Origin of the sequence: Alteromonas gilva (genome assembly GCF_028595265.1) — a bacterium.
GTDB classification, from domain to species: Bacteria; Pseudomonadota; Gammaproteobacteria; order Enterobacterales; family Alteromonadaceae; genus Alteromonas; species Alteromonas gilva.
The window spans coordinates 999540-1022156 of sequence record NZ_JAQQXP010000001.1 but is presented as its reverse complement, the minus strand read 5'-3'; the positions used below and the strand labels follow the sequence as shown (position 1 = coordinate 1022156).

Sequence of the window (22617 nt, the reverse complement as noted above, 5' to 3'; positions counted from 1 at the left end):
GGCTATCAGTGATAGCCGTTTTTTTAGCAATCTGTAACCACCTTGGCCGAAAGCGAGCGCCGTTGTAGTGATAACGCTACTTTTTCCTCTCTATCCATGCCCGATGCCGACCTGCCACTCACCGCTGTTTAATATTCCTACCGTCATATTTATGTTATCTGACTGTCACGATTGGTTCATGAAATTGTCTTTAAATCCCAGTAATTTACGCCTGAACTTTGCAATCGTAAAACACCCACGGATGTTTGCATCTCTTATCTAGGAACACACTATGAACTTTTCCCGTACATTACTGGCAAGCGCCATATTAAGCGCCTGTACTTCGGCGTTTTCTCCAGCCTGGGCACAAACTCAGACAACGCCCGATAACGCGACAGAGCAAAACAACAACAATGATTATATTGAAGAGATAACGGTTACCGCACAAATGCGTGAACAATCTCTAATGGAAGTGCCGGTGACCATGGATGTTATCTCAGGTGACTACCTGAAACGCACTAATACCATGCAGCTGGATCAACTCGCCCGGGTATTGCCCAACGTGCAGATTCAGGAACAGGCCGTAAGCTTACCTTCTTTCAGTATTCGGGGGGTTACCGACGATGTTTCCTCGGTGTCTGCCACGCCCCGTATTTCAGTGTACCAGGACGGTTTTGATATCAGTAAAAAGACCGTTGCCAGTGTCGCCTTATACGACATCAACCGGGTAGAGGTACTAAAAGGACCGCAACCCACATTGTTTGGTGTGGCGGCGGCCAATGGCGCGATGAGTATTCATTCAGCCCTGCCAGAAGATGCCAATACCGCCAGAGTGCAACTCGGGTACAACAGCGAAGACGGTCAGGAAGCCGAATTTATGGTTAACCGCCAGGTGAATGACAACAACGCCTTTCGTATCGCAGGCTTATATCGCGAAATGGATGGTATTGTGGAAAACCAGGCCTGCACCGATAAAGCCTACTATGGCAAGGCTGACACCTACGATCATAATGGCAATGCTGTAAGTTGCAGTAGCGAAGATCTGCAAGGTACCTCTGTGCAGGCGATCAGAGCCACCTGGCGTTCACAATTGGACAAACTTGAACTGATTGGTCGCGCTTCGATGGAGTATAATGATCAGCCTGGTATTGCGTTTAAATCAGGGTCGATTGCCCCGAACGGCGGCGATACCAGCCCTTACACCGCAGCCGAATTCAGTATGGGCGATGAACTGGGTATTGAGCGAACGCTGCAGTCTTACGATCTTACTGCTACCTATAACCTGAGCGACTTTTATACACTTCGTGCCGACGCCTATTACAAAGATGTAGAAGTGTCTGAAGGTTTCGATGCAGACGGTTCGGCTTTGCGCATTCAGGATGCTTACTTTGATAACGACGCAAAACTAAAAGGCGGTTCAGTACGTTTTGTTTATGATGACTTAGACCGCTTTGCCGGATTTATCGGTGCATCGGTTAGCCAGGATGACTCCATTATGCCTTATACCGCCATGGTCGATCCCTGGGTTCGTGGCACCTTTGATGCAGTGAAGGCTTCACTGGAGCAAGGCTCATCTATTCCCCTGAACCAAAACATTGCAACCGATGCCACACTCGAGGAAATTGAAGCCCTGCGCGCGATGTTGGTCGCAGCACTGTTTAATGCCGACGGCTCGCCCATTTCAAACCCTGACTTTCCCCCCATTTTACTCCAGGGTCCCTATATATTTGAGGCATCACTGGATATCGTGTCTTATGTTGCCGAGGCGTCTTATTACATCACACCAGAATTAAATGTTACCGCCGGGCTGCGCTATATTGATGAGTCGAGATCATCGACTAACACTTACACGACAGCAGCCGGCGCGTTCACGTTCTCTGGTGAGGGCGACTTTAGTGATACGCTGCCGCGGGTAGCCGTCAGCTATGATGTCAGTAATAACTGGAACCTCTACGCCAACTATGCCAAGGGCAGACGCTCTCCCGTAGTGAACGTAAACAGCGATAGCAGTGTAACGATCACAAAAGCTGAAACCGTTGACAGTTTCGACGTAGGACTGAAATACCAAAGCCGCGATTTTACTGTTAGTAGTGCGCTATTTACTTACCAGTACAGTGACTATCAGCAATCCTACACAGACATAGAAACACTGCAGTCTTTTACTGTAACCGTGGGTGATTCAACAATGTCTGGCTTTGAAGCAACCGCTACCTATCATCCCGACGACAGTTTCCGGGTAATGGCGTCACTGGGCTTACTCGATGCCGAGTTTGCCGATGAAACTGCCGATGGCAGTGAGTTCCAGTATGGCGGCAACAAGTTCCGCCTGGCACCGGATGTGAGCACCGCGCTTAACATTTATAAGCGCTTTGACATCGACAACTGGGAGTTAAGCCTCAACTGGACAACCACTTATCAGTCAGAAGTTTTCTTCGAGAGCAGCAACTACCCCGGCTCCTCTCAGGAGGCCTATTCACTCACCGATGTCGCCATTAAACTTCAGGCACAGAATTCACCCTATGCTTACGAAGTGTATGCCAACAACTTATTCGATGAAGAATACCTCATCGACGCGGGAAACACCGGTGGCGGTATTGGTATCCCCACGAATGTTCGTGGTATGCCACAAATCCTCGGCGTTCGCTTTTACGCTAATTTCTAACTGCACAGGCAGTATTCAGCGAGCTTGAAAAAGCCCGGCCTTCAAACGAAGCGCCGGGCTTTTTTATTACTCACAGCGGATGGAATGCCTGAATTATAGATACCGCTGACAAGGCGACAACCTTGCCAGCATCTGGCAAGGTATTGGCTAGAGAGCCTCAGGCAGTATTTCGGCTTGGTGAGTGGCGGCCACTTTTGCCTGCGGCTGCATAATTGTGTCAACAAACACCCAGGTTGCGGTGGCTTTTTGCGGCGTGAAATGCACGGTTAAATAGCCGCGCTGATGCATGTTGCAATACTGCAGATCGGTAACTAAAGCAGGTAAATCCTCAGCGACCTGACCGGCAACGTCGGCGTCCATTTGCAGGTAACTCTCCATACCGGGTGACGAGACACTGGATACGCCTAATTCGACTGCTGCAACCTCGCCCTCTTCGGTAGTCAGCAGGCTGTGCCAGGCATTGTGCGTATCACCTGCAAGGGCAATAACAGGTTTGTCACAATCGGCAAAGGCGCGCACCACACGCTCGCGCTCAACAGGGTATCCATCCCAGGCATCCAGGTTGTAAGCCATTTTTGCCTGCAATGTTTGCGTATCCTTTGCAGATAAAACCTCTCCGGTATTCTGACGGCGCTGTAAGTCGGCCAGGCGTTGAATATTAGCCGCGATTTGATCACGGGGCACGCCGGTAAAGACGGCACTCGGAAAAAACATTCTGGCCATCAGCAACTGTTGACCAACTACTTGCCATTGAGCCTGGCTCTGCGATGACGCTAACGAATTGATAAACCAGTCGGCCTGTGTCTTACCCATGATCGAACGGTCAGGGTCAAGCAAGTCGGTTTTAAACCGTTCGGTATCAAAGCGTTTGCCATCGGCATCACGATAATCGTTGTAGTTAAGTTGCTTATCACGACCAATGACGCGCGTATCGAGCATATACAGGTTCACTAAATCGCCGAACCGGAACTGGCGGTAGATGTGCGGCTGACTTTCACCTAGGGGCGGACGAATAGGCAACCACTCAAAATAGGCCTGAATGGCTGCAGCCCGCCGAACAAAAAAATCGCCCTCGTCAGGCGTATGGTTTTCGGCCCCCGCTTTGTAGGTGTCATTAGCAATCTCATGGTCGTCCCAGACAACAATAAACGGCTTCCGCTGGTGCAAAGCCAATAAACCGTTGTCATTACGGTACGTAGCATAGCGATTACGATAGTCAGTAAGAGTGTAAATTTCACCTTCGTTATCAGCCGCCAGCGTGCGACCAATCTCTTGCGCGTGCTCAGTGGCGTAGCCGGTGCTGGAGTACTCGTAAATGTAATCGCCTAAATGCAAAACATAATCAATGCTGGCGTCATCGGCAGCGAGTTGATAAGCGGTGAAATAGCCCGCAGGATAGTTAGAGCATGAAAATACAGCAAGGTTGACGCTTTCTACATGGCCGGAGGGTAAGGTCATGGTTTCCCCTGTAACCGATAACTGATTGGCAGTACGAAAACGGTAATAGTAACGCGTAGCAGGTTGTAAGCCCTTAACATCAACCTTAACCGTATAGTCGCGGTTTTTTTCAGCTTTGCTATCGCCACTGGCAATAATCGTCGAAAAGTCGCTGTCGGTAGCCAGTTCCCAACGAATTACCGGTGTTGAGGCGGTATCCGGTACAGCACGAGTCCAGATAATAACCGCATCAGCCAGCGGGTCGCCACTGGCGACGCCATGGGTAAAACGCACATTGTCAGATGAGAGCGATTGCGTGGCGGTACAACCCGCCAAACCGGTGCTGATAAGCAGGCTGCTGCCCGCTGCTGAAGTAAATTTTATAAATTGTCTACGATCCATAACTTGCTCGGTGAAAAGTGAGTGAAAAGATAATATGGAATATTAACAAGCATTTATGACGATTAAATGGCGGCCAGAATAATGCCCACGACAGCGCGAAAAATGTATTGAGAGTCAGTTTGTTGCCCGACCATTCCGACAAACTTCATAATTTGGATCAAGTGTCGCTGTTTTTGGACGTCCGGTATCAAACGAAACGGACAATTACGATATATGTGGGGTACTTTAGCGCAACAAAGGTCTTAAGAGTTTTACGATGTCTAATACAAAACTTCAATTAACGGCTTTCATATTCACATCTTTTGTGTTGCTGAGCGCCTGTCAGGAAAATCCACCGCCTTATGAGCCCACGCCAGCTGAACTTAATGTCACCATTAATTCAATAGAACTTACCGGGTTAACGATTAATGAAATTACCCGCTTAAGCACTGCTAACAATTCAATACTCAGCGTGGCGGCAACCTCGGGTGGTTTATATTTGCTTAATGGTAGCAACTGGCAACCGGTTACTTCACAACGCTGGGAGATACAGGATTTTCTCGCCGTCCAAGACGACCATTGGCTGGCAGTCGTAGGGGCCGACAACAGCAACCAGTCGATGCTGATCCGCAGTTTGGATAAGGGCAGTCACTGGAGCACGGTAACCAATAACTTTGGCGGCTCTGCAAAACCCTCTGAGATGACGCCGGAACCCATTTATCGCCTGGCCAGTAATGCCGCTGGTGATAAGCTTTATGCCGTGGGTACCCAGGTACTGGCCGAATCACTTGACGCCGGCACAACCTGGCAGGCAATCAGTGGTATCTGGAATGGCTTTGCACGGGGCTACCGTAGTCTGATTAATATTCCTCCGGAGCAGGCTGTGGATAATACCGAAATTTTCTTCTATGGTGGCCAGGGCGCCATTGAAAACCCGCTGTTAAGACGCTTCGATGTTATCTCGTCGTACCCCGACAGCTATACCGAAGGCAGTGAAACCATTATGGATGTGACAGGTGAAGATCTGCTTCCGGTTCCCTCTACGATCCGCTCAATCGTGCCGGTTACCGCTAAAGAAGGCGACTTCGTAGCCACTGGTGAGGGCGGACTCATTCGTACATTCGATAACGGCATGACCTGGCAAGCCCTACGCACTAATGACACATCACGATTTTACTTTGATCTGATCATTCACCCGGATCAACCAGATTTTTGGGTCACAGCCGGATGGAACAAAAACTTTGAAAATCCGCAACCCTTCATTGTTGAAGTTAGTCTTGATAGAGGCGAAAGTTGGCAAGAGTTTGAGTGGAAAAATTACGATGGCGATGCCATTTTCGGTGGAGTAAGAAGTATGGAGTGGGCAGACCCTGACGCCAACCAGGTCCACTTCGGCACCACCAGGGGAGGCATTATAACCGTTAACATAACAGTGCCCTGAGTTAATGAAGGCCTCAGCCTATACGTTAGTCAAAACTGATTTTTTTACGCAATTTCTTACGTTGGCTGTTGGCTTGTTTGGCTTCTTTACGACGCGCTTTAGCGGCTCTGCTTACGCGCGTTGCACGACGCTTTTTTTGCACCTTGGTATTGCTGATGATCCACTCTTTAAGACGCTCAATGGCGTCTTCCCGGTTTTGCTCCTGAGTACGAAACTGTTGCGCTTTGATGACCATCACGCCTTCCGTCGTCAGGCGACTGTCCCGGCAGTCCAGCAAGCGCTCTTTGAACTGCGCTGGTAACGAGGAACCGTGTATGTCAAAACGCAAGTGGATGGCCGAACTCACTTTGTTGACATTCTGGCCACCACTGCCCTGGGCGCGGATCGCCTGAAGATCAATTTCGCTGTAGGCAAGGCAAATGCCAGAAGTTATTTGGATCATAGCAATTAGGTTGTCACTTACAATTGAATAGCTGTTACAGCGCAATACTATCGTGATGGCCACTTTATTCATAGTCCCAGGATGCCAGACATGCAAAGTCCTCATATGCAGTACAGATCAAGCGCAGTCCTCGCTGCGGTCGAAAAAAGCCCCTGATGGTTTTTTATTAGACAGACTCCGCGCCTGATTATAATGTAACCGCACTATTATCTGTTATATTGGTAGACAACAGCAGACCAGGAACCACAACAGTGCTTTGTTTGATACGTGGGTCATCATTGTTATTGATATTTTTATCAGCCGTAGTTGCCACGTCGGTAATTGGCGCGACACGTAATTTAACGCTGATTTATGCTGCCGAAATGCCGCTTATTGATGATCCCAATGGCAACTACGCCCAGCTTGCTACCTTACTAAAGCGCAGCCGTGACGAGCAGCCAACCGTATTTTTGTTTGGCGGTGCCAGCTTAGCGCCCAGTCTGTTGTCATCACTTGATCGTGGTGCGCACGTTATTGATGTGCTTAACAGCCTTGAACCCGACGCCATGGCGGTTGCTAAACGCGAGTTCAGTTTTTTTGAAGATGAATTATCACTGCGCGCCTACGAGGCGGCGTTTCCGATCATCTTAAGCAATGCGTATGACCCGGCCACCCAGGGAAATGTCGATGGCCTCAGGGAACAGCTCATTATCAACCAGAATAACGTTAAGGTAGGCGTTATTGTGGCTCTCCATGAGTCGGTGATTGCTGAGTTCAGGTTAACCCGCTTACAAGTCAATGATGCCCCTGATGTATTCTACGAGCAAGCCCGGCAAATGCGTGAGTCAGGGGCAGATATTATCGTGCTGATGGTGTCAAACGACCACCCGTTTTTGAACCAGATGCTTGAGGATTCAACTATCGATTTGGTGTTAAGGACCGATCCTCATTTCGACCAATCCAATACGCTGATGGCAGATACATCGCCGGGTTATGTCTTTGTGACGCAACGAAGTACTGCTGCGGTGCTGTCTTTGTCCTGGCAGTCAGATACCGCCGCGGATGTTTCCCTCAACGTTGATCAGGTGCCTTTAAACAGCCTGCCCGAAGAGCCCGCCATCGCGCAGCAAATTAACGCTTACACAAAGCGAATTTCGGCATTACTCAAAGAGGAAGTAGCGGTTCTTAACACCGCAATGAATACGCAACGTTATGCAGTGCGCACATCTGAAAACGCCTTCGCGAGCCTAATAAGCGATGCACTGCGTGAGGCCAGCCATTCTGATGTTGCCATCATCAACGGTGGTGCAATTCGCGGCGAGCGTCAGTATCAGGCAGGACATAAATTAACGCGTGAAGATGTGACCTCCGAACTGCCCTTTCGCAGCCATATAAGAGTACTGAAGATTACCGGGCAACAACTGTTAGCAGCGTTAGAAAATGGAGTCAGTGAAATTGAAAGCGTATCCGGGCGTTTCCCGCACGTATCAGGCATGCAGTTTACCGTTGACCTTAGTGAACCGCCGGGACAGCGTGTGAAGCATCTGTTAGTTAACAGCGAGCCCGTTAGCAAAACAGCGGTATATACACTGGCAACGTCGGATTTTCTGGCCGGCGGTGGTGATGGCTATGAGAGTATAAAAGAGGCAGAAGAAGTGCCCTTTAGTCAGCAAGTTACGCCACTGATAGTGGACATAGTCATCAGTGTATTCAAGCGTCAGCAGCAGCTTTATGCGCCATCAGGTGGACGCATCGCTATTTCTTCAAATACTAGCGATACCAATAATTATGACTGAGCAGCCCTCTCGCACCAAGGCGCTGAATACCAGTAAACGGCTATATTCACTGGCCACTATTATTAATATCAGCCTGGTCACGCTAATTGGTGCCATTGCCGTGCTGGCACTGATCACCCTGCTAAAGCTTAAATCTTTTGAGGAGACGTTAACCTCAATTACGTCAGAGTCGTTGCCGAGCGTGATTAACGCCGGGCAACTCTACGCGCAAATGAACCTGTTGTTATCGGTAACCGAACAGCTTTCAATGGCTAATTCTGAAGCCATGCGACGTATTGCATTAAAGGCAATAGACCAGCAGTTTTCGGGCAGTGATTATACCGGCGTAATGCCGCAAAACGGTAACTACGTTCTTGTCCAGGTAGCATCGATTAAGCGTGAACTCGACGAACTCAATAGCTTAGTGATACAAAAAATTGAAGTAAATAACGATATTCTACGTCAGCAGATGCACCTTTATGCCTTATTCGACGAAATACAAACACTGCCTGTATTGCTATCCTCTGCGCCTGAGCATCCGCACTGGCAAATGGACTTTGCTAATGCGGTGATACTGGCCGGCGAGTTACTGACTTTGGATCAACTCAGCCTGATTCGTCAGCAACAGCAACGCTTAAGCCGTCAAATTGTCGCGATGTCAGCGCTGACAAAGAACAACCCGGTTGCCAAAAAAGAAAACATACATGCCAAAATTCAACGGTTTGAAGAGATTGTTCTGGCCCCTGACAAAGGCCTTGTAGCACTGCGTCAATCGCAACTTAAAATTCTTGGTAGAGTGCAAGGCAGAAGTAATTTAGTGCGCAATTTAATTACCGATTATGCGCGGTTAAATGAGTTTGAGTCGCACCAACTCAATGAAGCAGTACTTGCGCGCGCAGCGGATACCACCTTGTTAGTAAAGCGTCAGATAAAACAAGTTAGCTCGATTTTCTTTGTGGTACTGCTGGCTTATATTGGCTTTGCGGTGTTTATTCACCGCTTTGTTGTCAGGCGGCTAAAAACGCTCAGAAACCAGGTGTTACAGCGAGCTGGCGACCATAATCAGGTGATTACAGTGTCTGGCAATGATGAAATAACAGAGCTCGCGAAGAGCTTTGAGCAGTTTGCTCATACCATTGAATTACAAAAAGAAACGCTTGAAGAAATGAGTATGAACGATGCGCTGACCGGCATTGCAAACCGGCGCGCTTTTGACGAGCGCTATCATCAGGCACTCTCCATGGCTTCACGGCAGCGCACTCCCTTAGCGATTTTATTACTTGATGTCGATTACTTTAAACAATACAACGATAACTATGGTCATAGTGAAGGGGATCGCTGTTTAAAACAGGTCGCAGACTTATTGAAGTCACAGTTGCCACGCAAAACCGATGTGATAGCCCGCTACGGGGGCGAAGAATTCGCCATTCTCCTGCCTGATACCTCGCAAAACGGTGCGGAGTTCGTTGCAGAGCAAATTCTGGACGCCTTCAAAAATGCCCAGATCCCGCACGACTACAGCGGCGTTGCTGATCATGTCACCATTAGTATTGGCTTAACACGCAGTCAGGAAATTAACGGTATGCTGATCCCGCCCTCTATCGAAGAAGCGGATGAAGCACTGTATTTAGCTAAACGACGCGGACGCAATTGCTGGGTGAAATATGCCCCCCCGCTACCACAATAAAACGGTGCCAAGCGCTTCCGGTAACCATACCACAAGCGCTTTGACCGAGGTTACTCACCTATCGCGGTATATAGCGTTTATTCAAACAACGCTTTATGCAATACGGTGACAATTTCACTGCTGTCTGCTTCATTCACCAGTAACGAAATATTATGTGGGTTAGCACCAAAGCAAATCATACGTAAATTGTAGTCAGACACCGCAGCAAAAATCTTACTCGACACCCCTTTACCGGTTTGCATGTGATTACCCACTACGGTAACCAAATCAAACCCGTGCTCTACTGTCACGTCGCAAATGGTTTCCAGCTCAGCAATGGTTTCACGATTTAACCGCTGGGCTACAGAATTCGCTGGATTGTCCAGGGTAAAAGCCACCGATATCTCAGAGGTAGTGACCAAATCAACACTCAGCTTATGCTTAGCAATGATCGCAAACACCTGTTGCAAAAAGCCCTGAGCGTACATCATCTTGGGTGTTTTAACTGTCACCATGACCTGCTCTTTACGGCGTGTAATAGCGCGGTAGGACGGCTCATGCTGACAATCCCTGACAATCCAGGTGCCCCCTTTTGCTGGTTCTTTGCTGGAACCGACAAAAACCTTGATATCTTTACGTACCGCTGGCTCCATGGTTGCCGGGTGCAATACCTTGGCACCAAATGTGGCCATCTCGGCAGCTTCTTCAAAACTTAATTCAGGCAATGGATGGGCGGCAGCGGTGATACGCGGATCGGTGGTATACACACCGGTAACATCGGTCCATATTTCACAAACCTCAGCGCCAACCGCTTCGGCGAGCAGCGCCGCAGTAAAGTCTGAACCACCACGACCCAGCGTAGTAGTACGGCCTTCACTATCGGCGCCAACGAATCCCTGGGTGACTACAATGGCCTTGTCAATCTCAGGCTTTAATAATTGGTTAGCACTATCTGCAATAGCCTCTAGCTGAGGTGCCGCCGCGCCGAATTCACTGTCGGTGTGTAACACCTTACGCACATCAAAATTAATGGTCGCAACATTTTCTTCGGCCAGCACGGCACTGAACATCAGTGATGACATGCGCTCGCCCATCGAAAGCAACTGATCCTTCAGATCCGCGCGGTGCAGTATTTCCTCATGAAACGCCAGATTGCTCACTTCCTCCAGTAAATCATCGAGCTTAGGCTTTACGCTGGCCTGATCTTTCAGTTCTTTGAGTATGGCGTGCTCAATATCGGTAATCGACTGACATATTTCAGCAATCTGCTCCTGGGTCAGCGCCGTATAGGCCAGACTGACTAAGTGATTGGTGACACCGGCCGAAGCGCTGACTACAACAATGCGTGTGCCGGGGTTTGACGCAACTATGCGCGCACAATTTTGCATCGCTGTATAATTGGCAACACTGGTGCCGCCGAATTTTGCAATAGTTAACGGGTTGTTGCTCACGTTGTTCTCCGTATATCCGCTGATTGTGACTCAGCGTTATGGATTGACAGTAAACTGATCGCCAACATGAATATCATGCTCGGCAAACCAGCCTTGATTCATTTCGAGTGCGTACCTCACCAACGTTGACGCGCCAACAGATGTCAGGTCCTGAGGCTGCAGCGGTTTAATATCAGTGATTACGCCGTTTCTGTCGATAAATGCCACATCCAGTGGAATAAACGTATTCTTCATCCACATACTGGCTTGTTTTTCCGGGTCAAACTTAAACAACATACCGCAGCTACTACACAATGTTTTACGAAACATCAGACCCTGAACGCGCTGTTCAAAAGTTTTGGCGTATTCTACTTCGAGGTTTATGTCTTTGACTGTGACTCGCGCTTTCTCAAATTCGACAGCGCTGACATTGCAGATGCCTAATAGCAAACTACCAAGCAGCACGATGGCAGCGATGAATTTTGATTTTATTATATTGCGAGTTTTCATTTTTTTTCCTTTAACTTAAGCATAAAAAAAGCCGGGCCCTCACGGTGCCCGGCTTGCTAGTTTATATGCTAAGTCAGGCAACATTCAACGTCGGAATGATGTTTGCTTTGGCTTCTTCTTCCGCTTTCTTGAAACTGTCCATTTTGTCGAAGTTCAGGTAGCGGTAAACATCGGCTGCCATTGAGTCGATTTTACCTGCATATTCCATATATTCTTCGGCAGTAGGAATACGGCCAACAATTGCACCAACCGCCGCCAGTTCTGCAGAGGTCAGATACACATTGGCGCCATCACCCAAGCGGTTCGGGAAGTTACGGGTAGAGGTAGAAAGCACCGTCGCGCCAGCGTCTACACGTGCCTGGTTACCCATGCACAATGAACACCCGGGCATTTCGGTACGTACGCCTACACGGCCGTAGATGTTGTAGTAGCCCTCTTCCATCAACTGGGCTTTATCCATCTTAGTAGGTGGAGAAATCCACAAACGGGTTGGCAGTGTCTTACCGTAGTTATCCAGCAGTTTACCAGCAGCACGGAAGTGACCAATGTTCGTCATACAAGAACCGATGAACACCTCATCGACATGGTCGCCAGCGACTTCAGATAATGTTTTGGCATCATCCGGATCGTTGGGGCAGCATACAATTGGCTCTTTGATTTCAGACAGGTCAATCTCGATCACTTCTGCGTATTCCGCATCAGCGTCGGCACGCATCAGGCTTGGGTTTGCCAGCCATTCTTCCATCTTCTGCGCACGGCGCTCAAGCGTACGCGGATCGCCGTAACCTTCGTTGATCATCCAGCGTAACATGGTCACGTTAGAGCGCAGGTATTCGGCAATGGATTCTTCAGAAAGGTTGATAGTACAACCGGCTGCAGAACGCTCCGCTGACGCATCAGACAATTCAAACGCCTGCTCTACAGTTAAGTCTTCCAGACCTTCGATTTCCAGGATTCGACCTGAGAACTGGTTGATTTTACCTTTCTTCTCAACTGTTAGCAGACCTTGCTTAATACCGTACAGCGGAATAGCGTGTACCAAATCACGTAAGGTGATACCAGGCTGACGTTTGCCTTTAAAGCGCACCAGAATTGACTCAGGCATATCCAGCGGCATAACGCCTGTGGCGGCTGCGAAAGCAACCAGACCAGAGCCAGCCGGGAATGAAATACCCAGCGGGAAACGTGTATGAGAATCACCGCCAGTGCCCACCGTATCAGGCAGCAGCATACGGTTTAACCAGCTGTGAATGATACCGTCGCCCGGACGTAAACTTACACCGCCACGGTTCATAATAAAGTCTGGCAGCGTATGCTGGGTGTCGATATCAACCGGCTTAGGATATGCCGCCGTGTGACAGAAAGATTGCATGGTTAAATCGGCGGTAAAGCCCAAACACGCCAGATCTTTAAGCTCATCACGCGTCATAGGACCCGTGGTATCCTGAGATCCCACCGTGGTCATTTTTGGCTCACAGTAGGTGCCAGGGCGGATACCGTCAACACCACAGGCTTTACCCACCATTTTCTGCGCTAAAGAGAAGCCCTTACCGCTGTCGGCAGGCTGTTCAGGCGTACGGAATAAGTCAGTTGGGCCAAGACCCAATGCCTCACGGGCTTTGTCGGTTAAGCCACGACCAATGATCAGGTTGATACGACCACCAGCGCGCACTTCGTCAAGGATAACCTTAGACTTGTAGCTGTACTCTGCCAGCACTTCACCGGTTTCGCTGTTGGTTATTTTACCTTCATACGGGTAGATATCGATGACATCACCCATGTTCATTTTTTCTACGTCGGCTTCAAAAACCAACGCACCGGCGTCTTCCATGGTGTTAAAGAAGATGGGTGCCACTTTGCTACCAATACACACACCACCACCGCGCTTGTTCGGCACGCCTGGCAAATCTTCACCAAAGAACCACAATACTGAGTTAGTCGCCGACTTACGCGAAGACCCTGTACCCACAACGTCACCCACGAAGGCGACCGGATGGCCTTTTGCTTTAACCTCTTCAATTTGCTTCATCGGGCCTTTAACGCCGTGCTCTTCTGGCTCCAGGCCATCACGGGTCATTTTATAAGCGGCCAGGGCGTGCAACGGAATATCCGGGCGAGACCATGCATCAGGTGCCGGAGACAAGTCATCGGTGTTAGTTTCACCGGTAACTTTAAACACTGAATAGGTGATTTTGTCAGCCAGGGTAGGACGCGACGTAAACCATTCTGCCTCGGCCCACGACTTGATTACGTCGGTGGCGATGGCATTTCCTGCTTTGTGTTTTTCTTCCACGTCGTGGAAGGCATCAAACATCAGTAAGGTATGCTTGAGTTCTTTTGCAGCCAGTGGCGCCAGGGCTTCATCGTCAAGTAACTCAACCAGCGTGATAATGTTATAACCACCGTGCATGTTGCCCAGTAATTCAACACCCTTTTCTTTGCTGATCAACGGGCTGGTGTCTTCACCTTTAACAATTGCGCTTAAGAAGCCCGCTTTAACATAAGCGGCTTCGTCTACACCAGGAGGTACTCGCTCAGAAAGCAGTTCAAGCAGAAATGCTTCTTCACCGGCAGGTGGATTTTTCAGTAATTCGACTAATCCAGCTACCTGTTCCGCATTCAACGGTTTTGGTGGAATTCCTTCGGCAGCACGCTCTTCTACGTGTTTGCGATAATCTTCTAACACGATGTTTTCCTCATGGTTATTCCTGCATAATTTGACGGTCTTGGAGCAGGAAGTGACTATTTAAACGCCGGAATTATAACGGCATATATAATAAATTTGAATGTTTATGCACTTTCGCACGTTTATAGCCGCTATTCAGGCAGACTATTAACGTTTTCTGCTTCTGACGGGGTTAGCAATAAAAAGAAAAGCAGACTACCGCAAACTGTGTTCCGGGACCCCTTCATCGCGTAACGGCGAAAAGCGCATGAGCCGACCGCGTTCACCGTCGGTCAATACATAGATTGCCCCGTCACGCCCCACAATCACGTCGCGTAAACGTTCATTTATAGTAGCAAAGATTTGCACCGCCGACATGGGATTTTGGTCCAATGCCACGGCATACAGTGCCTTATCTTTAAGGCTGCTCACTAACAGGTGATTATTCAGTTCCGTAAACAAATCATCCTGATACACCACCATGGATGAAGGCGCAATGGAGGGGGTCCAGTTCAGGAGCGGATCGGTCATGCCCGGATATTTGTCAAAGGGCGTAATTTGCGCCCCTGAATAGTCTTCACCCAGGGTAACAACCGGCCAGCCATAGTTATTGCCAGGGCTTAATAAGTTGATTTCGTCGCCACCCGCCGGACCATGCTCATTTAACCAGATTTTGCCAGTTGAAGGATCACGCACTAAACCCTGCGGGTTGCGATGACCGAGCGTGTAAATATAACTTGCGGGGGTGTGTTCAGCGCTATAAAACGGATTGTCCTTATGCGGTGTACCGTCAGTGTTAAAGCGCAGCACCTTGCCTAAGTGACTCTGTTTACGTTGCGCCTGTTCGCGGTAATCAAAGCCATCGCCACTGGTTAACAACCAGCTGTTATCTGGCATTTTCAACAAACGACCGCCAAAATGGACCGGCGTGTCCTTGCCGCTGCTGACTTTAAAAAGCGTTGTGACTGTGGGGTTATCGCCGATTAACCTTGTGGTGCCAAAGGCCAGGTAATTGCTCTGCGCAGTGCCAATCGCATAACTCAGATAAACTCTGCGCGATTCAATAAAATCATCACTGAGCACGATGTCGAGCAAGCCACCCTGGCCGTCAACATAGAGATCTTTAATTTCCAGCGGGATTTCCTGACGCTCCCCGGCATGGGTATATTCGACGATAATACCGCTGCGTTCAGTTATCAGCCAGCCGCCTAATGGGTTCTCCACGACAGCCCAGGGATTTGTTAAGTACCCGGCGATCTGGGTTTGATGAAAATTACCCGTAAGCACAGGTGGAACATCAGCATAAACAGGCGATAACAACAGTATTTTAACTGCCAACACTAAACCTGCTATACATGCACTCTGTCGCTGTAACGCTTTGATCATACCTATCTGACTATCAACAACTTGTACTGTGCAGCTTAGCATGAAATTATACGATTTGTGTTGCGCTTTATTGCAAGTAATGTTGTTATCATCGCAAGATGGCGGGTGAATATCGAAGTGTCACCATGCCTGCCGTTTAGCGTTATTTTACTGTTTATAGCAATGTAGTTTGAGAGATGTTCCATGTCGACAAATGAAATGGTTTACGAAGTTTCATCAGATATTAGTCCTTTCACCAAAGTCGGGGCGCTGCTGATTGCATGGCTGGCAACTTATACCATTGCCAGCCTTTCACAATCCCAGTTTGTACTCCTCGAACTTAGCGCGTTAGGTGTCAATATTAATGGTAACTTATGGCTTAAACATATGGTGCTCGACTGGTGGGGACTACTGCCAAAATATGGTTCCGCGATTCTCGCCTCGCTCGCTATTGCACTGCTTATAAGTGGCCGGCTCGGCCATGCATTGAAGCTTCGCAGCAATTGGTTACACCCGCTCGCAGGCGCTGTCGCCATGTTAGCCATGCTCGCCGTGATGCATCCTATTATGGATGTTACCCTGATCGCTGGCACACGTTCTCTGCCGGCGCAAATATGGCAAGCGCTTGCAGGCGGCATAGGCGGGTTACTGTATAAGTTTCTGCGTCAGGATGTCGCACGCTGGATTGTTCAGCGGCCACGTCAGAATGCGCTGCTGTGAAGCCTTCTTTAGTCAATTTAGCGTCGTTTGCAGCACTGTTACTTACCGCGGCGCGTCAATGTAAATAAAGGCCGTAAACAAAAGTCGTAATCAAAAATCACTGCTCCCGCTGTTGTATTTCAAAAACCTACCGTAGCCAGTCTTCTTCGCTATATTTAGCTTCCCACTGACTGCGCTCGTAACAAGCTCATCATAAAAAACAGGATTTGTTCTTGATGCGACCACATCACTTCTATAATATAAATGATAATAGTTATCATTTATATTTAGATTTTCATTCAAAAGTATGCGTTTACCTTTATCTCTTAAGCTACCTTTTACCAATCAGCTGGTCTGTGTTTTATGGTGCCTGACTCTTCAAGCAGCGGAAGCACACTCACCCTTGCCAGAGGATAATACCGAAACCATCGTGGTAACCGGCACACGCACACCCAAACACTTGTATAGCTCGCCAGTTAAAGTCGATATTATCAACCAGGCTACAATCGAACGCTTGTCGCGAGGTACTCTGAAACAGTTACTCGATGTGATGCCTGGTGTGGTTGTTACACGCAACCGCAAAGAAGGTTATACCATACAGTTACAAGGCTTTAGTGCCGACAGGGTGCTGGTGCTAATGGATGGGCAACCCTTAGTGGCACCGACGGGCTCAGCCGTTGATATTGACCAAATTAGTGTTAATAACATTAAACAAATAGAAATTGTTCGCGGCGCGGCATCAGTACTCTACGGTAGCTCGGCCATGGGCGGCGTCATCAACATTATCACCTACACGCCGCAGGAGAGAACCGTTAGCCTTACGGCAGAACTGAGCTCCTATGCCGACAACGCCATCGAAGATGAGTGGGGCCAGCTATACCGTTTGCAGGCCAGTGATAAGCTCAGCGGCTGGCATAGTAGTCTTAATGTGCAGTATATCGATGATCCTGGCTTTAAATACAATCAGCACAGCGCGCTACAACAAGGCGTTGCCAGCGACAAGACCTTTATTCACCTCGACCTTAAACGACAGTTTTCATCGGTAACGGTGTCGACGAAAAGTCGCTGGCTGGATGAAAGTCGATTCAAGGTACTATCACGGCTCCCAGGGCAATCTGCCACGCTCAATTATTTATCCACAGTCAGGCAATGGCAGCAAGATATAATACTTGCTCACGATAACGACTGGCAGATTAACACCCGGTTGCTAGGTCATAGTGAAACCAGTGGTAATAGTAATGGTCTACGCGATACCACTATCTCTATGCAGGAGATCGACGCCCAGCGTGTCTGGATGGGGAACAATGAATGGATTGCCGGGGTTACCGTTCACCAGGATCAACTTGATCAGCAAAATCTGGCCACAGGCACGGTTGAAGTTGATAACGCCGAACGCCAGTCAGTAGAATCATACGCTCAGGTCAATACCTCCTGGCAGTCGCTACAAGGACTCCTCGGCAGTCGTATCCAGTACGACAGTGACTTTGGCTGGCATCAGGCCTGGCGCGGCAGCATTAGCTATACCCCTCCAACAAAGGCTAACAACTGGCAACTGCGATTCGGCATAGGCCAAAGCTACCGGGTACCGAATTTAAAAGAACGCTACTACATTTTCGACCATAGTAATTTAGGTTACATGATTGTAGGCAATAACCAACTGGTACCCGAAACCGCCAGTAATGTGACGGCCGGATTGCAATGGCAATCTCAGTGGCACAGCGATTGGCAGTTGACCAGCGATATCAACCTTCACTATACCCGCGCCAATGACTTTATCGACACCATCGCCTCAGCAGACCGCTCCGCTGAGGCCGGCATGGATGTGTATGTATATACCAATATTGCCAAAGCAAGTTTGCAGGGATTTGATTATGCTCTGACAGCGCAGAACAACCAATGGCAGCTGCAACTTAATTATCAATACCTCGACGCCCAAAATAATGACGATGAACGATTAAGTGAACGCCCCCGTCACCTGCTTAAACTATCGGGCACTTACCATTTTTCCACCATCAATGCCGACTTACAACTCTATGCCGTAGGGACCTTTGATGAAGCACCTGACAACAGCTTTACCGGCATTCATACCAACGATTCAGTATCACTCAACGGTCAGTTTTCTCAACAGCTAACTGCTCATTGGCGATGGCAACTCGGGGTCGAAAACATGTTCGACCAACACCAGTCCTCGCAATATACCCAGCAGGGACTTTTCGATGCCCGCGGCCTCACGAGTCGCCGGGTTGTGCTAACCAGCACTTATCAATTTTAACTTTCAGGAGAAACCATGAATTATCGTGTCACTATACTTACGCTTGCGACCATTCTGACGTTAACAGGCTGCGGCGGCAGCTCATCTTCCAGTCCCGAACAGCCAGAGACACCAGAAACGCCGACCTCCCCTGCTGAAGGGCAAATTTACGGGCCGTTTAGCACCGGCACCAGTAGCGAGCCAGAGACGGTTTACTTTGATCTGGATAGTCAGTCCACTGTGGCTTTAACGACGGCAGAAGCCGCGACTGACACAACCTGGGATATCGCCTTTCAGCGCACCAAAATATGGTTAAACACCTCTCAAGAAACCCCCGTCAGTATGTTTAAGACGGCCAACAACAGTGACTTTTATGATGCCGACGGTAATCCTGTTGCCGAACTGTTTTTGGCCGCTACCGCAGAGTCTGAACTGGCTGACTATGAGGCGGTTACGCTGGCCGATGCGCCGCCACCTGAAGCATTTACCACCGACGAGCAAGGCGCGGTTATCGGTGACAGCTTCTACCACTATGATATGACGACACATACTGTAACGGCCGCTGACGATGTCTATTATATTGTCAATTCTGACAGTAACTTCACTCGCTTTCGGGTGACGGATATACAGACGACCGGCAACCTTATCGCAGAAATCACCCTGGCTATCGCGCATCAAAGCATGCTGGACGGTCAGTCTGAATTTGCAGATGAGATAGAGTTAACGCTGCAAACCGAGGCATGCGGCAACCACACTTACATTGATTTTGATACCCAAACTACCGCCACCGTCGCTGAGGACTGGGATCTTATAATTAGCTGCGGTGATGGCGGGGCTGAATTCGAGCTGACCCTCGCTGATGACGCGACGGTGATAAGAACCGATGGCCAGACCTACGCTGGTATTGATTCACAAGCTGCCCCCTTCATGGGCTTTACCCCTGATACATATACCGAATATGCCTTTGATGAAACGCCGTGGTACTTCTACGACTCCACCACGCATCTATTGTACTCGCAGTTTAGTGTGTATCTGATTAAGGCCGGTGACAATACCTATAAATTTCAGATTACCAGTTACTACGATGATGCCGGAACCTCTGGTAGTTACAGCGTGAGAGCCGATCTGCTAGCCGCTCAGTAATCTTTGTACCGTCTGACAGGCTGACTACACACTGTATCCAGCCTGCTACCAGGAGCACATTTAATGCTTAAAATTATTATCTTTGCGATGACTTTGCTGCTCAGTCCTTTTGTGCAGGGCGAGTCAATGCGGATTGTCTCGGCCGGGGCCAGTGTAACTGAAATCCTCTTTGCGCTCGGACGCGGCGACTGGGTGGTGGCCACTGATAACACCAGTATGTATCCACCAGCCGCGATACATAAAACCAAACTCGGTTATTTTCGACAACTGAATACCGAGGGCGTATTGGCACAACATCCTACCCATTTACTCGGCGCAGCCTCTACCGGACCACAAAGCGTGTTGAAACAGCTGTCGAACGCAGGAATAGCGGTAAATATATACCACCAGCCACGCACCATTGATGGGTTATTCGCCACGATTAATGAAATCAGTCAGCACGTAAACGCCAGCGAGTCCGGCGCGACATTGCTTAGCCACATAAAAACGCAGATAGCCACCGTCCTTCACCAGGCGCAACAACAGGGTATTCAGGGCATGAGGGCATTATACGTAGTGGCCAGTAACGACCGCGGGTTGACTGTCGCTGGTAGCGATACACTGCCTGATTCGCTGTTCAGCGAGCTAGGCCTGGTGAATATCGGTGCCGAACTCCACGAATTTAAGATTATGGATAACGAGAGTATTGTCTCGGCAAACCCGGATATCGTTATTATGGCCAGTCATTTTGCCGACGGCGAGGCTGCCGCTCGCGCACTGTGCAGCCACCCGGCTATTGCCGTCACCAACGCCGGACAACACTGTGCTGTAGGCGAGATATCCAGTGCGATCAGTCTTGGTTTGTCGCCGCGTATCGCCGAGGCGTTGCGCAAGATAGTCTCAGTGGCCGCCGCCCAACACCAACAGGCGCGCAATGACTAGTCTCACTTCGATTGCCGGTAAAGCCCGGGTCGCCAGGTTAATTCATCAACGGCACCGTCATCGGGCTTTATGGCTGCGTGCGATTAGCGTGGCTGTTCTTGTAAGTGGCCTGTTATCTGTAAACCTTGGCAGTGTAGAGTGGCAGTGGCAAACGTTGTGGCAACTCGCCAGCAACAGCGCCCCCCTTAGCTCCCGACAAACTATGCAATGGTATGTATTTTTGGATCTTCGCTTACCTCGTACGCTCATGGCGGCTTGTGTTGGCGCGTTGCTGGGTATGGCGGGATGCGCAATGCAAGGGTTGGTGAGAAACCCCCTTGCCGATCCCGGTCTCATTGGTATTTCCGGAGGCGCCGCGGCTGCCGCTGCGGCCAGTATGGCGCTGCCCTGGACTCTGAGCAATTCTATGGGCACTTTGTCCACCACCCTGGCCGCCTTTATGGGTGCCCTGGCTACCGTAGCCTTAGTATTGCATATGGCCAGGCGCCCTAACGGCATTGCAGTCAGCACCCTGATTCTGGCTGGCGTTGCCATCAATGCCCTGACCGGCACCATTATTGGCGCGCTAAGCTATGTTGCCAGCGACGACGCACTGCGGCAAATAAGCTACTGGACCATGGGGAGTCTGGCAGGTGCAGAATGGCGCCAGGTATGCCTGCTGGCGGGCTGCTTACTGATTAGTAGCAGTGTATTTATGTTAAGTCGTAAAGCGTTAAATTTGTTTGCGCTGGGCGAACAAGAAGCGGCTTTTCAGGGGCTGAATGTAAAACGCTATAAATATTACCTGCTCTGGACAGTGGCCTTTGCCGTGGCCCTTTGCACCGCATTGTGCGGCATCATAGGTTTTATTGGCTTGGTCATACCGCATATTTGCCGCACGCTGATTGGTGTTGATCATCGTTACCTGATGCCAGCCAGTGGCATTTTAGGCAGCGTGTTGCTGATCCTGTCAGATTGTTTATCACGGAGCCTGTTAAGCCCCATGGAAATACCGATTGGCATTATTACGTCGGCTGTCGGCGCGCCGTTTTTCTTGTATTTATTACTCAAAAACAAGGAGGCGCCACTTGACTGAAGATATCATGACCCTCAGTGACGTGACGGTATCCCAGGGCGACCAGCTGTTACTCAGGCACGTCAGCGGCACCCTAACGTCAGGAACGATGACCGCGATTGTGGGTGAAAACGGATGCGGTAAATCAACCTTGCTGCGTTTACTTACCGGCACCCCAAACCATGATGCGTCGGTTAGCCTGCTTGGCCGGTCTTTGCAGCAATGGACGTTAAAAGACATCGCCAGACACCGCGCCGTCATGCAACAAACTCCTGCCTCTCCGTTTGCTTTTATGACCGATGAAATACTGCTACTGGGTCGCAGTTTATACCACGAGCCCTTTGTCCATCGCTTGGCCTGGATGGAGCAAGTAGCGCAATGGTTCGAACTGCAGCCTTTGCTCAATCGCGATATTCAAAGACTATCCGGTGGCGAGCGCCAGCGTATTTTTCTGGCTAAAGCAGTCATGCAGCTATTTAGCGAAAACCAGGCTGTAACAGACTCTCCTGACTTACATGGTAAGTTACTGTTATTGGATGAGCCCACATCAGCCTTAGATTTGCGCTATCAGCGTCTGGTCATGGAGCAACTAGGTTACCTGACCCGACTGGGCTTATGCATTGTATGCATTAGTCACGATATTAACCTGGTATCGCCATACTGCCAGCAAATGTGGGTGCTTGGCGAGCAACGATGTATTGCTCAGGGCTCGCCCGCTGACGTACTCACCCTGCCGGTATTAACCCGATGTTATCGTACCGCTGAAATAGAATTAATCCCACGCCCCGGCAAACCACCGCTGGTGGCTCATTAATTA

Annotated in this window: 16 protein-coding genes; 10 read left to right on the top strand and 6 right to left on the bottom strand. The window is 49.4% G+C overall.

Features of this window, described 5'->3' with window-relative positions; translation table 11 throughout:
• The first annotated feature begins 271 nt into the window (after window positions 1-271).
• Window positions 272-2641: a TonB-dependent receptor gene (locus OIK42_RS04510; RefSeq protein ID WP_273638689.1), complete on the top strand. Its 2370-nt coding sequence runs from the start codon at window positions 272-274 to the stop codon at window positions 2639-2641.
• Window positions 2642-2788: 147 nt separating this feature from the next.
• Here the strand turns inward: OIK42_RS04510 and OIK42_RS04505 are convergent, their stop codons facing one another.
• Entirely contained in the window at window positions 2789-4480 is a 1692-nt protein-coding gene (locus tag OIK42_RS04505; protein ID WP_273638687.1) for an alkaline phosphatase D family protein, read from the bottom strand.
• A gap of 256 nt (window positions 4481-4736) precedes the next feature.
• On the opposite strand from OIK42_RS04505, the gene OIK42_RS04500 reads away from it, so the two are divergent.
• The gene (locus OIK42_RS04500; protein WP_273638686.1) at window positions 4737-5900 is read left to right on the top strand and encodes a sialidase family protein; all 1164 of its coding nucleotides are present in this window, start codon (window positions 4737-4739) and stop codon (window positions 5898-5900) included.
• A 25-nt stretch (window positions 5901-5925) separates the two neighbouring features.
• Here the strand turns inward: OIK42_RS04500 and arfB are convergent, their stop codons facing one another.
• On the bottom strand, window positions 5926-6342 hold the full coding sequence (gene arfB / locus OIK42_RS04495) for an alternative ribosome rescue aminoacyl-tRNA hydrolase ArfB (protein ID WP_273638684.1): 417 nt from the start codon (window positions 6340-6342) through the stop codon (window positions 5926-5928).
• A 251-nt stretch (window positions 6343-6593) separates the two neighbouring features.
• Between arfB and OIK42_RS04490 the strand changes: the two genes are divergently transcribed.
• Together OIK42_RS04490 and OIK42_RS04485 are read left to right on the top strand one after the other, a co-directional pair.
• A complete protein-coding gene (locus OIK42_RS04490) occupies window positions 6594-8117 on the top strand; it encodes a bifunctional metallophosphatase/5'-nucleotidase (protein ID WP_273638682.1) in 1524 nt (507 codons plus the stop codon).
• Entirely contained in the window at window positions 8110-9783 is a 1674-nt protein-coding gene (locus OIK42_RS04485) for a sensor domain-containing diguanylate cyclase (RefSeq protein WP_273638680.1), read from the top strand. Before OIK42_RS04490 ends, OIK42_RS04485 begins: the two co-directional genes overlap by 8 nt.
• Window positions 9784-9860: 77 nt before the next feature.
• Here OIK42_RS04485 and lysC read toward each other — a convergent pair whose 3' ends face one another.
• The 4 genes from lysC to OIK42_RS04465 all read right to left on the bottom strand — a co-directional run bounded on the left by lysC (window position 9861) and on the right by OIK42_RS04465 (window position 15708).
• A complete protein-coding gene (gene lysC / locus OIK42_RS04480) occupies window positions 9861-11213 on the bottom strand; it encodes a lysine-sensitive aspartokinase 3 (protein ID WP_273638678.1) in 1353 nt (450 codons plus the stop codon).
• A 36-nt stretch (window positions 11214-11249) separates the two neighbouring features.
• Window positions 11250-11702, bottom strand: a complete 453-nt coding sequence (locus tag OIK42_RS04475) for a DUF192 domain-containing protein (protein WP_273638676.1) — start codon at window positions 11700-11702, stop codon at window positions 11250-11252.
• Between the two features lie 73 nt (window positions 11703-11775).
• Complete coding sequence (gene acnB / locus OIK42_RS04470; protein ID WP_273638674.1) at window positions 11776-14388, bottom strand: bifunctional aconitate hydratase 2/2-methylisocitrate dehydratase; 2613 nt, start codon at window positions 14386-14388, stop codon at window positions 11776-11778.
• A gap of 195 nt (window positions 14389-14583) precedes the next feature.
• Complete coding sequence (locus OIK42_RS04465; RefSeq protein WP_273638672.1) at window positions 14584-15708, bottom strand: PQQ-dependent sugar dehydrogenase; 1125 nt, start codon at window positions 15706-15708, stop codon at window positions 14584-14586.
• A 228-nt stretch (window positions 15709-15936) separates the two neighbouring features.
• On the opposite strand from OIK42_RS04465, the gene OIK42_RS04460 reads away from it, so the two are divergent.
• The 6 genes from OIK42_RS04460 to OIK42_RS04435 all read left to right on the top strand — a co-directional run bounded on the left by OIK42_RS04460 (window position 15937) and on the right by OIK42_RS04435 (window position 22614).
• Window positions 15937-16452: a hypothetical protein gene (locus OIK42_RS04460; RefSeq protein ID WP_273638671.1), complete on the top strand. Its 516-nt coding sequence runs from the start codon at window positions 15937-15939 to the stop codon at window positions 16450-16452.
• A gap of 382 nt (window positions 16453-16834) precedes the next feature.
• Window positions 16835-18703, top strand: coding sequence for a TonB-dependent receptor plug domain-containing protein (locus tag OIK42_RS04455; protein ID WP_273638669.1), 1869 nt, complete (start codon window positions 16835-16837; stop codon window positions 18701-18703).
• A gap of 15 nt (window positions 18704-18718) precedes the next feature.
• Window positions 18719-19825, top strand: a complete 1107-nt coding sequence (locus OIK42_RS04450) for an HmuY family protein (RefSeq protein ID WP_273638667.1) — start codon at window positions 18719-18721, stop codon at window positions 19823-19825.
• 63 nt (window positions 19826-19888) lie between these two features.
• Window positions 19889-20746, top strand: coding sequence for a heme/hemin ABC transporter substrate-binding protein (locus OIK42_RS04445; protein WP_273638665.1), 858 nt, complete (start codon window positions 19889-19891; stop codon window positions 20744-20746).
• Window positions 20739-21821 carry a FecCD family ABC transporter permease gene (locus OIK42_RS04440; protein ID WP_273638663.1) on the top strand — a complete coding sequence of 361 codons (1083 nt, stop codon included), beginning with the start codon at window positions 20739-20741 and terminating at the stop codon, window positions 21819-21821. Before OIK42_RS04445 ends, OIK42_RS04440 begins: the two co-directional genes overlap by 8 nt.
• On the top strand, window positions 21814-22614 hold the full coding sequence (locus tag OIK42_RS04435; protein WP_273638661.1) for an ATP-binding cassette domain-containing protein: 801 nt from the start codon (window positions 21814-21816) through the stop codon (window positions 22612-22614). The genes OIK42_RS04440 and OIK42_RS04435 overlap by 8 nt, the downstream gene beginning before the upstream one ends.
• The last annotated feature ends 3 nt before the right edge of the window (window positions 22615-22617 follow it).